General features: G+C 62.8%; 12 protein-coding genes. 7 read left to right on the top strand and 5 right to left on the bottom strand.

The window, feature by feature from the left end; genetic code table 11:
* The first annotated feature begins 62 nt into the window (after positions 1-62).
* Positions 63-968 carry a LysR family transcriptional regulator gene (locus ACUN0E_RS32445; protein ID WP_445569144.1) on the top strand — a complete coding sequence of 302 codons (906 nt, stop codon included), beginning with the start codon at positions 63-65 and terminating at the stop codon, positions 966-968.
* Between the two features lie 29 nt (positions 969-997).
* On the opposite strand, the gene ACUN0E_RS32450 is transcribed toward ACUN0E_RS32445, so the two are convergent.
* Positions 998-1,459 (bottom strand): MarR family winged helix-turn-helix transcriptional regulator, encoded by a 462-nt coding sequence (locus tag ACUN0E_RS32450; protein WP_445570563.1) that lies wholly within the window; start codon positions 1,457-1,459, stop codon positions 998-1,000.
* 115 nt (positions 1,460-1,574) lie between these two features.
* Here ACUN0E_RS32450 and ACUN0E_RS32455 point away from each other — a divergent pair, with 115 nt between their 5' ends.
* From ACUN0E_RS32455 to ACUN0E_RS32465, 3 genes are all read left to right on the top strand, one after another.
* Positions 1,575-3,128, top strand: a complete 1,554-nt coding sequence (locus ACUN0E_RS32455; protein ID WP_445569145.1) for a DHA2 family efflux MFS transporter permease subunit — start codon at positions 1,575-1,577, stop codon at positions 3,126-3,128.
* Positions 3,129-3,250: 122 nt separating this feature from the next.
* Positions 3,251-4,105, top strand: a complete 855-nt coding sequence (locus tag ACUN0E_RS32460) for an SDR family oxidoreductase (protein ID WP_408366178.1) — start codon at positions 3,251-3,253, stop codon at positions 4,103-4,105.
* A 213-nt stretch (positions 4,106-4,318) separates the two neighbouring features.
* Positions 4,319-5,704 (top strand): MFS transporter, encoded by a 1,386-nt coding sequence (locus tag ACUN0E_RS32465; protein ID WP_445569146.1) that lies wholly within the window; start codon positions 4,319-4,321, stop codon positions 5,702-5,704.
* Between the two features lie 109 nt (positions 5,705-5,813).
* Here the strand turns inward: ACUN0E_RS32465 and ACUN0E_RS32470 are convergent, their stop codons facing one another.
* The 4 genes from ACUN0E_RS32470 to ACUN0E_RS32485 are packed head-to-tail and all read right to left on the bottom strand — an operon-like array spanning position 5,814 to position 8,705.
* Positions 5,814-6,698 (bottom strand): fumarylacetoacetate hydrolase family protein, encoded by an 885-nt coding sequence (locus tag ACUN0E_RS32470; RefSeq protein WP_445569147.1) that lies wholly within the window; start codon positions 6,696-6,698, stop codon positions 5,814-5,816.
* A gap of 2 nt (positions 6,699-6,700) precedes the next feature.
* Positions 6,701-7,651, bottom strand: a complete 951-nt coding sequence (locus tag ACUN0E_RS32475; RefSeq protein ID WP_445569148.1) for a VOC family protein — start codon at positions 7,649-7,651, stop codon at positions 6,701-6,703.
* A 43-nt stretch (positions 7,652-7,694) separates the two neighbouring features.
* Positions 7,695-8,453 (bottom strand): SDR family NAD(P)-dependent oxidoreductase, encoded by a 759-nt coding sequence (locus ACUN0E_RS32480; RefSeq protein ID WP_408195714.1) that lies wholly within the window; start codon positions 8,451-8,453, stop codon positions 7,695-7,697.
* Between the two features lie 21 nt (positions 8,454-8,474).
* Positions 8,475-8,705, bottom strand: coding sequence for a ferredoxin (locus tag ACUN0E_RS32485; protein WP_408195713.1), 231 nt, complete (start codon positions 8,703-8,705; stop codon positions 8,475-8,477).
* 358 nt (positions 8,706-9,063) lie between these two features.
* Between ACUN0E_RS32485 and ACUN0E_RS32490 the strand changes: the two genes are divergently transcribed.
* The 3 genes from ACUN0E_RS32490 (at position 9,064) to ACUN0E_RS32500 (ending at position 13,038) form a co-directional block, all read left to right on the top strand.
* Positions 9,064-9,912, top strand: a complete 849-nt coding sequence (locus ACUN0E_RS32490) for an IclR family transcriptional regulator (protein ID WP_408195712.1) — start codon at positions 9,064-9,066, stop codon at positions 9,910-9,912.
* Positions 9,913-10,353: 441 nt separating this feature from the next.
* Complete coding sequence (locus ACUN0E_RS32495) at positions 10,354-11,667, top strand: amidohydrolase family protein (RefSeq protein WP_154559549.1); 1,314 nt, start codon at positions 10,354-10,356, stop codon at positions 11,665-11,667.
* 222 nt (positions 11,668-11,889) lie between these two features.
* On the top strand, positions 11,890-13,038 hold the full coding sequence (locus ACUN0E_RS32500; protein WP_445569149.1) for an acyl-CoA dehydrogenase family protein: 1,149 nt from the start codon (positions 11,890-11,892) through the stop codon (positions 13,036-13,038).
* Positions 13,039-13,042: the final 4 nt, after the last annotated feature.

Here is a 13,042-nt window from a genome sequence, read left to right on the forward strand (position 1 = left end):
TATAGGCAGGCCGATTCCAGCGGTAAAACCACAAAAACGCAAGCCTCGCATCCGAAAAACGCATGGCCAAAGACGTCACCCTCAGACAACTCCGTTACTTTGTCGCCGCTGCCCGCGCGGGACAGTTTTCGATGGCGGCCGCAAGCGAGCATGTGTCGCAATCGGCGATCACCAATGCCGTGATCGCGCTCGAACAGGCCCTCGGCGCACGCTTATTCGACCGCGGCGCGCACGGCGTGACGCTCACCGCCGACGGTCACGATTTCTACAATCATGCACGGCACGTGCTGGAGTCGGTACGTGACGCGCTACACAAGCCGCGTTCGGGTGCGCGGGCCAGTTCGGGCACGGTGCGGATTGCGGCCTCGTATGTGGTGCTCGGCTATTTTTTGCCGGAGTTACTGGCGCGGTTTCGCGCGAGTTTTCCTGCGATCGAACTTGATCTGCGGGACATGGACCGGCCCGCTATTGAAGAAGCGGTATTGCGAGGCGACATCGATCTCGGCGTCACGCTGGTGTCGAACGTCGAACGCCCGGACGAGTTTGGGCACCAGATTCTGATTCGTTCGCGGCGGCAGTTGTGGACGGCGCCTTCGCATCCGTTAGCGATGCTGCCGAGCGTTTCGCTGGCTGATGTGGCTGCGCATCCGAGCATCGTGCTCACCGTCGACGAAGGCGAGGCTTCGATGATGCGCTATTGGCGCGCAGCCGGATTGGAGCCGAATATCGCATTTCGGACCGGCTCAATGGAAGCCGTGCGGGGCCTGGTGGCCAACGGCTTCGGCGTGACCGTTCTGTCGGATATGCTGTTTAGAGCCTGGTCGCTCGATGGAACGCGGATCGATGCGCGGCCTCTCATCGACCCGATCCCGCCGATGGAAGTCGGCTTGCTATGGCGCCCCAGCGGGGAGATCGCGCCAGCGGCGCGACAGTTGCAGGAGTTCCTGATTCAGGCACATAGCACATAGCGCGCAGGCTGGCCAGGCCCAGCACCCGCTCATACCTCGGCCGTGCCGCAACTCGCGATCGCCTGGGCCAGATTTGCCCTCATACGATGCAACAAGCCCATCAGCACTTCACGCTCGTGAGTATCGAAACCGGCTAAAGCTTCGTCCGCAACCCGATCGCCGACATCGAGCACCTGGACGAGCGCCGCGCGTGCTTTCCGGGTCGCTTTCACGCAGTAAGCCCGCCGGTCGCCGGCATCCGCCACCCGCATCACCCAGCCGCCTTCGGTCATTCTGTCCAGCAGCCTCGTCAACGAAATCGGCGAAATCTCCAGCGTCTCGGCAAGCCTCGCCTGATTTGTCTCGCCATACCAGGAAAGGTAGGCCAGCACCCGGCTCTGGGCACGCGTCAACCCGAGGCGAGCCTTGGCACGCTCATCGAAAAGGCGGCCGCACAGCCGGCCCGCGTCCGTGATCAGAAAGCCCAAGCGGTTGTCGTAGCCGTTCTTCATGCCGGCGATTATACGAGTCAATTTAGTCTAATGTGAACATGACGGCGATATCTGTCTCAATTACAATAAGCACGCTTACTAATTTTGCGCGCGACGCGACTGAGACCTCTACGTTATGGCAGGACATTCCACGACACCCGCCCAGCCGCTGCAACCCGGCGCCGGGCTCAACCGGCCGCTCATCACCGTGTCGATCATGCTGGCCACGCTGATGCAATCACTCGACAGCACGATCGCCAACGTGGCCCTGCCGCATATGCAGGGTGCGCTGTCCGCGTCGCAGGACGAAATCACCTGGGTTCTCACCTCGTATATCGTGTCCGCGGCCATTGCCACGCCGCTCACCGGCTGGCTCGCCACCCGCTTCGGCGTCAAGCATCTGCTGGCTGCGTCGATCACGGGCTTCACGATCGCTTCCGGCCTCTGCGGTCTGGCGGACTCGCTGCCGCAAATCGTCGTCGCGCGGTTGCTGCAAGGAATCTTCGGCGCGTCACTGGTGCCGCTGTCGCAATCCATCCTGCTCGATATCAATCCGCGCGAAAAACAGGGCCAGGCGATGGCCGTGTGGGGTATGGGCGTGATGGTCGGGCCGATTCTCGGGCCCACGCTCGGTGGCTGGCTGACTGAAAGCTATAACTGGCGCTGGGTGTTCTTCATCAATCTGCCGGTGGGCGTGTTCGCGCTGTTCGGCACACTCGCCTATTTGCCGGAAAACCGCCGCAAGCTCGGCGAGCAGTTCGATTTTTTCGGCTTCGCCACTCTGAGTCTGGCCGTCGGCGCGTTGCAGGCGTTACTCGATCGCGGCGAGCAACTCGACTGGTTCAGTTCGATGGAAATTCGCGCCGAAGCGCTGGTGGCCGTCATCAATTTCGCCTTCTTCATTGCCCATACGGCGACCGCCGGGCCACGCTCTTTCTTCCGCTATCAGTTGTTGAAAGACCGCAATTTCGTGACGGGCGTGTTCTTCATCTTCGTGGTCGGCGCCGTGATGTACGCCACGCGTGCTCTGTTGCCGCCGATGTTGCAGTCACTGATGAATTACGACGCGGCTACCGCTGGCCTCGTCAGTGCGCCGAGCGGTGTCGGCACGATGATCGCCATGATGGTGGTGGGCCGGCTGATCGGCCGCTTCGACGTGCGCCTGCTGCTCGTTACCGGCTTTCTGATCTCGGCGTTCGCGCTGTGGCAGATGACGCACTACACGCTGGTGCTTTCTCCATCGGACATTATCTGGCCGGGCGTGGTGCAGGGCTTCGGCCTGGGCCTCGTGTTCGTGCCGCTCAGCTCCGTTACCTTCTCCACGCTTTCCGGCGAGCTGCGCAGCGACGGCACCGCGATTTACAGCCTGATGCGCAACATCGGCAGCAGTATCGGGATTTCAGTGGTCCAGACCTTCATCACGCGCAATACCCAGGTGGCGCATGCATCGCTGGCCGCACACGTGTCGGTGTACGACCCCGTGGTGCAGAATCAGGTCGATCTGCATTCCCCGGGCGCGCTCGCGCTACTGAACATGCAGGTCACCCAGCAGGCCTCGATGATCGCGTATATCGACGACTTCAAGCTGATGTTCATCGCTACTCTGCTGGTCATTCCTTTGCTGGCCATCATCCGCCCGGCCCGTCACTCGAGCGCCTCGCCCGCCGACGCCCATGTGGCGATGGACTAGTCCGCATGCGCGAAGAACTTTGATCCGGTTTATCTGTACATTTATCGATATTCTGTTTAAATTATAAAAAAACAGACACCACCCGGCGAGGAACCCTGGCTGGGTCCGACATGAGGAGACATATGCAGATCGACCTGAGCAGCAAGCGCGTGATCGTCACCGGCGCATCACGCGGCATCGGCCGCGCCATCGCGCGGGCCTTTGCCGCCGAGGGCGCGCGCGTCGCCATTTGTGCGCGCACCAGCGCCGACCTTGAAGCCGTTGCAGAAGACCTGAAAGTGCGCGGCGCGTCAGCCGTGATCGCGCACTCAGTCGACGTGACCGATACCGAAGGCGTCAAACAGTTCGTGGAACACGTGGCGCAAAGCTGGGGCGGCGTGGACGTGCTGATCAACAATGCCGGCCAGGGCCGTGGCGGCAGCCTCGATACGCTGACGCCCGAACAGATCCTCGAGCATGCCAACATCCTGCAAATGGGGCATTTCCGCTTTGTGCAGGCGGTGGTGCCGCATATGCGCAAGCAACGCTGGGGCCGCATCATCGAGATCAACGCGCTCGCGGGCGTCGTGCCGACGCCGGACGGCATTCCGTCGGTCGTCAATCGCGCGGCCTGCGTGGCGATGTCGAAATCGCTCGGCATGTCACTCGCGAAAGACAACATCCTCGTCAACAGCCTGAACATGGGCTGGATCGACACGGGCCAGTGGGACCGCCACTATCGCGAGATGCCGGCCGGCTGCACGCGCGAGGAGTTCGACAAAATGGTGCTGAAGGTCGTGCCGATCGGCCGCTTTGGCAAACCCGAAGACGTCGCGGGCATGGCGCTATTCCTGTCGAGCGATTACGCGAGCTTCATCAGCGCGGCATCGATCGATATCGCAGGCGGCATGGGCGGCCAGATCGCCTACTACCCGACGCTCAAACGCGATTTCTACGAAGCGGTGAAGGCGCGTGGCGAGGCTGCAGTCGAGCAGTAAGCGGACGGGAATGCCATCACGCTGCCGCGGCGTACTTTTTCAGCACGCTGCATTCCATGACGTATGACACCGCCCGCCTCGCGCGGGCGGTTGTCCATCTGCCTCGGGAGTCCTGCTTTGCCCACCGCCCTCACGCCCCGGACGCAGCAAAGCGCGCCCACCTCATTGTCCACCTCAGCGGCTACCCCAGGGTCTGCCTCTCCGACTGCGTCAGTGGCTGCCTCGTCGGGCAACTCGGCGACTGCCGCGTCAGCCGGCACAACACCCACCTATCCATCGGCCCGTTACGCGTGGTACGTCATCGCCGTGCTATTCGCAGTCACTTTGCTTTCTCAACTTGACCGACAGTTGCCCGCGCTGCTGGTACGTCCTTTGCGTAAAGAGTTCGGCATCTCGGATACGGCATTCAGTCTGTTGCAGGGCTACGCGTTCGCGATCTTTTACACGCTGGCCGGTTTGCCGCTTGGCCGCCTCGTGGATCGCGGCAACCGTCGCAATCTGATCTTCGTCGCGCTGCTGTTCTGGGGCGCAGCCACCGCGATCTTCGCGTTGGGCCAGAGCTATGCGCACCTGCTGCTCGCGCGGGTCGGGGTTGGAATCGGCGAAGCGGTGCTCGCGCCGGCCGCCTATTCGTTGATCGCCGATTGCATTGCGCCAGCACGACGCGGCCGCGCGATAGCGATCTACTACGTCTCGATTGCGATCGGTTCAGGCGCGTCGTTACTGCTCGGCGGCTGGTTGCTGGCGGCAATTCCGCCGCACGGTCTGGCGATTGCGGGTATCGGCAGTGTGCCGGCATGGCGTCTCGCGTTTGTCGCGGCTGCGCTGCCTGCTGTGCCGCTTGCCTTGCTGTTACGGGTGACGGTGCGCGAACCGGCACGTCAGGAAGTGGTGGCGGCGAGCGCTGGAATCGATGCGGCCGAGAACGCTTCCATCGGCGATTTCACGCGTTATCTGCGCCTGCATGCGGCCACGTTTGCCCGTGTGCTGACTTATCCGGCGTTGCTGTCGATCATCGGCTATGGTGCGCTTGCCTGGGCACCCGCGTTATTCGAGCGCAACTTCGGTATGCCGCCGATGCGTTCCGGGCCCGTGCTCGGCCTGATCATCGCTATTGCAGGTGCGGGTGGCACGCTGGTATGCGGTTTTCTCAGCGATGCGTGGACGGCGCGCGGCGTGACAGCGGCACGCTTTCGCGTCGCGCTGCTCGGCTCAGCGGTGTTCGCACTGCCGTGCGTGCTCTGGCCGCTGGTGCCGGACGTCCGTCTCGCGTTCGCGCTGCTATTCGTCAGCGTGTTCGGCCTTGGCATTGCCCAGTCGGCGGCGCCCGCGGCGATTCAGGCGGTCGTGCCCAACCGCATGCGAGGCCAGGCCATCGCGGTGTATCTGCTGCTCGCGGGATTGCTGGGCATCGGCTTGGGGCCGACCGCAGTCGCGCTCGTCACCGATCACGTGTTTCATCGCGACGGCGCTTTGCGCTATGCCGTGGCGTGTACGGCGGCCCCCGCAGCGTTGTTCGGATTGTGGCTGATTGGCTCGGGCATCAAGCCCTATGCGCGAACACTCGCTGCTTTGCAGGTTGCGCAACAGCGTCGGTAAATGAAAAACGGCGGCTAGGCGTGAGTGCTCAGCCGCCGTGTGACTACGATGCTCGTGATGATTCGGTTGCCTGTTGCACCTGCCAAACGCACTTGCCAATCGCACTTGCCTATTCACCGCGCCCTAACCGGCCAATAGCACGCATCGGCGAGAGCACCCGCTTCGCTCCGATCCGGTTACGCAACACGCCAATGCGCTCGATCTGCGCTTCGATCACATCGCCCGGTTGCAGGAAGCGGCCGTCTTCGAGCCCTACACCACATGTCGACCCGGTGAAGACCAGATCGCCCGGACGCAAGGCGATGCGTGCATCCACATAGTTCAGCAATTCGTCGACCGGAAAAATCATCTGGTCGGTCGTATCGTGCTGACGCTCCTCGCCATTGATGCGCAAGCTCAGCGTCACGCACGGCTGGCCAGGGCCGCCGAACTCATCGAGTGTGGTGATCCAGGGGCCGATCGGCGCGGTGCTGTCGAGCGCCTTCTGCGTGAACAGATCGAGCGAGCCGAGCTGCTTGCCGGCATCGCGCGCGCTAATGTCGTTGCCCACGGTATAGCCAAGCAGACAGGCGCTCGCCTGCGGTTCGTCACCGAACGCACGCGCGACGACCGCCACCAGCTCGACTTCGTAATCAAGCTGATTCGTGACGGCGGGATACTGGATCTCGCCGCCGGGCGGCACGAGCGCCGACGCCGGCTTGATATAGGCGAGCGTATGCGGCGGCGCCTGCTTGCGGCCGAGCCGCACCAGATGCGACAGATAGTTCAGACCGACACCGAACACGCGTGCCCCGGGATTCACCGGTGGACACAACTGCAAATCGGCGAGCGGCAAACGGCGCGCATCGAGCTCGAGCGCCGCGCCGCCCTGATCCGCGACCACCGGCGCCCACGCTTCGAATGGCGCGCGAATGCGCTGCACCTCGCGCGCGTCTTCATCGACCTGAGCCCAGAAACTCTCGCCCGCCGCGTCGCGGACTCTTGCGAGCTTCATGGCTAGGCCGGCTGACGTCTGGCGGCGAGAATCGCGAGACCCTCGGCATCCATCACTTCTTCCGGCGCACGCACGCTCGGACCAAGGATCGGGCCGACCAGTTCGTGGCCCCACGTGCTCAGCTTTTCCGGATTCAACTCGAACCCGTCGCCGTGCCAGGGCTCGAGCTCGGTGATGATCTCGAACGCGAAACCGCCCGGCGAGAAATGATAGAACGACACGTGCGGGTCTTGCGTGTGCTGACCGAGCGTCATCATCATCGGCAGCTTGCGCTGCTTGACGATGTCGTAGGTCTCACCCACGTCGCGCAGATTGTTCACGAAGAGCCCGATGTGCTGGATACCCATCTTGTTCGGCCCGAGGCCGTACGCAATGTCGTGGCTCGTGCTGGTGTTCAGTTTCGAGCGATAGAACGCAGTCTTGCCCTTGCCCGCTCCCGCGCCGTAGTAGTGAAAACCCATCACCACGGTCAGGAAGTGTTCGAGTTCGGGTGGAAACTCCGGCGTGATCACCACGATATGACCGAGACCTCGCGCGCCGGCGTTGAAGCCGCCGTGCGGACGGCCTGGGATAAACGAGCGCGGCATCCATTTCTGCGAGTAGAACAGCTCATGCTGATAGCCGACCGGATCGCGAAAACGCACGACGTCGCGTACGCCACGCAGTTCCGCGTCGCCTTGCGTGACTTCGACACCCGCTTCACGTAGCCGCGCCACAGCGGCCTGAAATTCCAGCTTGCCGCGCGCTTCCCAACCGATATACGCGAGCCGGTCAGCCTTGCCGGGATGAAACGCAAAGCGGTGGCGCCGGTCGTCCATCCGGAAGTACAGCGAATCGCGATCCGTTTCCGGCGACGCACCGATTTGCAAGCCCAGCACTTCGGGGCCATAGATGCGCCATTCATCCATGTTGGCCGTCTCGAAGCCGAGGTAGCCGATGCCGATAATATCCACGACGTCTCCTGATAATGTGTTCTCTCAGGCATGCACGGCGCCATTAGAGCGCGAGCATGCCGCCGTCCACGACGATGTCGGTGCCGGTGATGTACGAGGCCTCGTCCGATGCCACAAACAAAGCCGTGGCGACGATCTCTTCCGCTTCGCCCGCGCGTTCCATCGGAATGCCGGCGAGCAGCATGGCACGCGTGGCCGGGTTATCGAGAAACGGTTTGGTGCCGGGTGTGACGACCACGCCCGGGCTGATGCTCACTGCGCGAATCCGATGCTTGACGCCTTCCACCGCGAGTTGCCGCGTCAGAGCGATCACGCCGGCCTTGGCCGCCGAATGCGCGCCGATGCCGGTCGCCGCCGAGGCCCCCCACGCCGCCACCGACGAGATATTGACGATCACGCCGCCCTGCGCGGCGAGATGACGCCAGGCAAAACGCGTCGGATAGAACACGATGTCCAGTTCATTACGCAGCGTGTAACGCCAGTCGTCCACCGACATCTCGCCGATCGGACCGAAGCGTGCCGCCGACGCGTTGTTGTACAGAATGTCGATGCGGCCATAGGCGGCGATCGCGTCTTCGATCCACGTCTGGGCGGCTTGTGGATCGCCCAGATCGACGCTGCCCGTGCCTGCCATGTCGAGACCTTCTTCGCGCAGCAGTGCAATCGTTTCGTGCTGCGCCGCCGCGTTCAAATCACAGCCGAACACCTTGGCGCCTTCGCGTGCGAAGCGCAGCGCGGCTGCCCTGCCCTGGCCGCCGCCGGTGCCGCTGATCAGCGCGACTTTTCCTTCTAGCCGTCCCATGAGATGCGTTCTCCCGTTGGCTCAGCCGGCGATCGCTTCGACGCTTAACGCCTCGGCGGGACAAGCGGCCGCGCCTTCGCGCGCGTCGGCCTCCAGTTCGGCGGAAATCGTCTCCGCTTCGAGATAAACGAGGCCGTTCTCGTCGAGCTTGTAGACCTGCGGACATAGTTGCGCGCACAGGCCATAACCGCAGCAGCGGCTCCGATCCGCGCTCACGCGCAGCACCACTGATGCCTTGATTTCCGAATTCATGTCTCCTCCTTTGGACGCGTGGCCATTCAAGGCCATTGGCTGGAAATTATATGCACAGATTGTTTAAATGTGTTTATTTTATGGTCCGGGTTGACCCTGGCTACAGGTGCCTGCGGCGGTGTTTGGCCGTTGAGGAGTGAATCGCAGGCTGCCCCGGTTTGATCGGGTAAGCCACTATGAACAAAGGCTTTGCGCCGGGACTATTCTGGCTACAGAATATAATCACTGCCTGTAGAACGATTCGGGAACGATTCCGGTACACCGTGAATACCCTTTGGCGCCGCGCGTGTTGCGGGCAAGGATAGAAAATGAACGGCACGTTGCCAGTGCCCGGACGGCAACCAGGAGAGCGCCACCCATGACGACAAAGAAGAACACTGCTGTAAGCGAGTCCGTAGGTACCCGAGCGAGCGTGGCGCGGCACGCCGCTCATGAAGCACCAAAAAGCCGTGGCGCAGCGGGCGCGGTGACGGTAAAGCCCGTTGCCAACGCGATTCGTATCCTGCGTTATCTGACACAGACCGGCGCGCCTGAGCGAGCGGCCGACATCGCGCGGCATCTGTCGATCAATCCCAGTACCTGCTTCAATATTCTGCGCACACTCGTTGCTGAGGACGTGGTCGATTTCAACGCATTGTCGAAGACGTATTCGGCGGGCCTCGGGTTAGCACGGTTGGTGGAGCAACTGGTCACGCAGGGGCAGCGGCTGCAGATGGCTGCTCCGCCGATGCAGGATCTTGCCGCGGAATTCGGCGTCACCGTGACCTTGTGGCGCCGGCTCGGCGCGGACCGGATCGTGCTGGTGAGTTCCGAATCGAGTCCGACGGATTTGCACATCGATATGCCGGCCGGACAGCGGCTGCCGATTCTGATGGGGGCCAGCGGACGCCTGTTCGCCGCGCGCCTCGGGCTCACCGATGAACAGTTGCGTGATGAGTTTGACCAGTTGCGCTGGGCGCGGCCCATCTCGCTCGAAACCTATGTGCGCGAGGTGAATCGCGCGCGGCGGCGCGGCTGGGCCAGCGACGATGGGTACTTCGCAACCGGTGTGATGGCGATTGCCGCTGCTGTCTGCGACAAGAGCGATAACATCGCGTTTACCGTCTCTACGGTCATGATTCGGGGTGATCGAGGGGACGCGCAAGTGGAGGCGCTCGGCGAGGCTGTTCGCGACCTGGCTCACCGGTTGGAGTCCGTACTGTTCTGAATTTCCTTCTCGTCCGGGCGCGCGGCTGTGCGCCTGAAACGTGGGTGTTTCCGCGTCGCGGCGCATTTCATTCGGCGCAATAGCACGCCTTCGCATTGCCGGCACTCGCCTGACGCATCGTCCTCTCCTTCGAAGTATCGATTCACGTTCGCGCAAGGTGCAGGGGTTCGAGTCCCCTCCCTCGCACCGCCTTCGCCTCGAACGGCTGCCCACCGCGCGCAAATTAAAAGAAACCTCACTCCGCGAACCTGCGGACAGAGCACGCGCCGGCAAACATCCCTACTCCCTCTCCCTGTAAACCCTAAAAACGCCGCATCAAACGCACTTAAGTGAACATTATCGTTGATTGTGTTTAACTTGTTATCTACTATCTCTCTACCAATTCACTCCAAACCCGGCTCGCCGACTCGCAGGCGAGCCCCTTCACTACGGGGACCCCCGATGAAACTGGAAGACCTCATTCTCGTCAGCGTAGACGATCATGCGATCGAGCCGCCTAACGCTTTCACACGCCACATGCCCGCCAAATACAAGGGCCGCGAACCGAAAGTCGTGCAGCGCAGTGGCCGCGATGTTTGGGAATTCGAAGAAAAAGCCACCGGCTATATGGGCCTCAATTCCGTCGTGGGCCGGCCGAAGGAAGAGTACGGCATGGAGCCGCTCGGCTACGAGCATATGCGCCGCGGCACCTGGGACATCAAAGCCCGCGTCGACGACATGAACGCCAACGGTGTGCTCGGCTCGCTGTGCTTCCCGACTTTCCCCGGCTTCGCCGGTCAGCGCTTTCAGGCCTATGCGGATCGCGGCGTGTCGCTCGCGGCCATCCAGGCGTACAACGACTGGCATCTGCACGATTGGTGCAATGCCGCGCCGGGACGCTTCATGCCGTTGATGATCGCGCCGTGGTGGGACCCGCAAGCGGCCGCTGCCGAAGTCGAGCGGATGGCCAAACAGGGCGTGCACGCCCTGTCGCTCTCGGACAACCCCTCGCTGCACGGTTACCCGTCGATCCATAACGATCACTGGGATCCGGTCTACAAGGCGTGTGCCGACAACAACGTGGTGATCTGCTGCCATATCGGCACCGGTGCGAAGGCTGACCACGCTTCCGACGAATCGCCGATCGATGCGTGGATCACCTCCATGCCGATCTCGATCGCCAATTCGGCCGCGGACTGGATCTGGGGGCCGATGTGGAAGAAATACCCGACGCTGCGCATGGCGCTCTCGGAAGGCGGCATCGGCTGGATTCCGTATCTGCTGGAGCGCGCTGATTTCACGCATCGTCACCATCACGCGTGGACCATGTCGAACTTCGGCGGCAAGATGCCTAGCGATATTTTCAACGAGCACATCATCACCTGCTTCATCGAAGATCAGTTCGGCCTGAAGAACCTCGATTCGATCAATCTGGACAAGGTCACATGGGAATGCGACTACCCGCACTCCGACTGTACGTGGCCCAATTCGGCCGACGTGTTCTGGGAACAGGCGCAGGCGCAAAACGTGTCCGATGAAGTGATCAACAAGATCACCCATCTGAATGCGATGCGCGAGTTCTCCTATGATCCGTTCCCGATCCTCGGTCGCGAGAACTGCACGGTCGGTGCGCTGCGCGCCAAGGCGAAGCACGTGAGCATCGAGCCCGCGCTTGGCATGGGTGGCGCCGCGCCGGTGCGCGATCCGAACAAGCCGGTGACTTCCGGCGACATCAACCGGATGTTCGCCGCGGCCGACGCACAAGCCGCGCTGTAAAGCGGTCCACACACGCCGTGGCAGCAGAGCGCCGCGGCGTGAGCAACACAGACCGGGCCGCGCACCGTGCATCGCGCATCGGCTTCGTGGTTCAAGCGACCCAGGCAGCCGGCGTGGCCTGCCGAATGTGCTTGAACGTGCTTGAACGTGCTCGAATGCGCTCGACATCCTCGGCCACGATTGGCGCGCCCCGGTGCCCGCTCCCTGCGTCCCATCCGAACTATGTCCGCTACCGCCTTTCGTTATCACCGCATTCCCACCGACGCCGAACCGCTGCGCGAGCAGGTACGCGCGTTCCTGGCCGAGACCTTGAAAACGCGGCCGCCGCTTAAGCGCGCCGAATCGTGGATGGGCGCCGATCCCGCGTTCAGCCGCGAACTCGGCCGGCGCGGCTGGCTCGGCATGGCGCTGCCCAAACGTTATGGCGGCAGCGAGGCCGGCCCATTTGCGCGCTATGTCGTGATCGAAGAACTCCTCGCGGCGGGTGCGCCCGTCTCCGCGCACTGGATCGCCGACCGCCAGAGTGGCCCGCTGCTTCTGCGCTACGGCACCGAAGCGCAACGCGAACGCTATCTGCCCGCGATCTGCCGTGGAGAAAGCTACTTCTGCATCGGCATGAGCGAGCCGAATTCCGGTTCGGACCTCGCGTCGATCCGCACGCGTGCCGAACGCAAAGGCGACGGCTGGCTGCTCAACGGTCACAAACTGTGGACCACTAACGCGCACTACTCGCACTACATGATCGCGCTCGTGCGCACCGGCGAAAAATCCGGCGCGCGGCACGAGGGCATGTCGCAATTCATCATCGATCTGAAAGCGCCGGGTGTCACGATCCGCCCGATCCGCGACCTGGCCGGCGGCGAGCACTTCAACGAAGTGTTCTTCGACGACGTGCAACTCGGCGCCGACGCGCTGGTTGGCACCGAGGGCCAAGGTTGGAACCAGGTCACCGCTGAACTCGCGTTCGAGCGCAGCGGACCCGAGCGCTTTCTCAGCAGCATCGCGTTGCTGCATACGCTGATCGATGCGATTGGCCGCCGCCCGGATGCCCTGCAGGCACGCGAAATCGGCCGGCTGACAGCGCGGCTCTTCACGTTGCGGCAGATGTCGCTCTCGGTCACGGCGGAACTTGCGGCCGGGCAAAACCCCGCGTGGGCCGCGTCGTGCGTCAAGGATCTCGGCACCAGCTTCGAGCAGGAGATTCCCGAAGTCGCGCAATTGCTGCTTGATACGCTGCCCAGCACCGGCGGCGGCAGCGACCATGCACAAGTACTCGCCTATCTGATGCAGATGGCGCCTTCCTTTTCCCTGCGCGGCGGCACGCGCGAAATCCTGCGCGGCATCATCGCGCGCGGACTTGGACTGCGGTAATCGT

This window comes from Paraburkholderia sp. D1E, from assembly GCF_052682275.1.

Coding starts and splice junctions, on each gene's coding strand:
- ACUN0E_RS32445 (WP_445569144.1), top strand. CDS start 63: ATGGCCAAAGACGTCACCCTCAGACAACTCCGTTACTTTGTCGCCGCT.
- ACUN0E_RS32450 (WP_445570563.1), bottom strand. CDS start 1,459: ATGAAGAACGGCTACGACAACCGCTTGGGCTTTCTGATCACGGACGCG.
- ACUN0E_RS32455 (WP_445569145.1), top strand. CDS start 1,575: ATGGCAGGACATTCCACGACACCCGCCCAGCCGCTGCAACCCGGCGCC.
- ACUN0E_RS32460 (WP_408366178.1), top strand. CDS start 3,251: ATGCAGATCGACCTGAGCAGCAAGCGCGTGATCGTCACCGGCGCATCA.
- ACUN0E_RS32470 (WP_445569147.1), bottom strand. CDS start 6,698: ATGAAGCTCGCAAGAGTCCGCGACGCGGCGGGCGAGAGTTTCTGGGCT.
- ACUN0E_RS32480 (WP_408195714.1), bottom strand. CDS start 8,453: ATGGGACGGCTAGAAGGAAAAGTCGCGCTGATCAGCGGCACCGGCGGC.
- ACUN0E_RS32485 (WP_408195713.1), bottom strand. CDS start 8,705: ATGAATTCGGAAATCAAGGCATCAGTGGTGCTGCGCGTGAGCGCGGAT.
- ACUN0E_RS32490 (WP_408195712.1), top strand. CDS start 9,064: ATGACGACAAAGAAGAACACTGCTGTAAGCGAGTCCGTAGGTACCCGA.
- ACUN0E_RS32495 (WP_154559549.1), top strand. CDS start 10,354: ATGAAACTGGAAGACCTCATTCTCGTCAGCGTAGACGATCATGCGATC.
- ACUN0E_RS32500 (WP_445569149.1), top strand. CDS start 11,890: ATGTCCGCTACCGCCTTTCGTTATCACCGCATTCCCACCGACGCCGAA.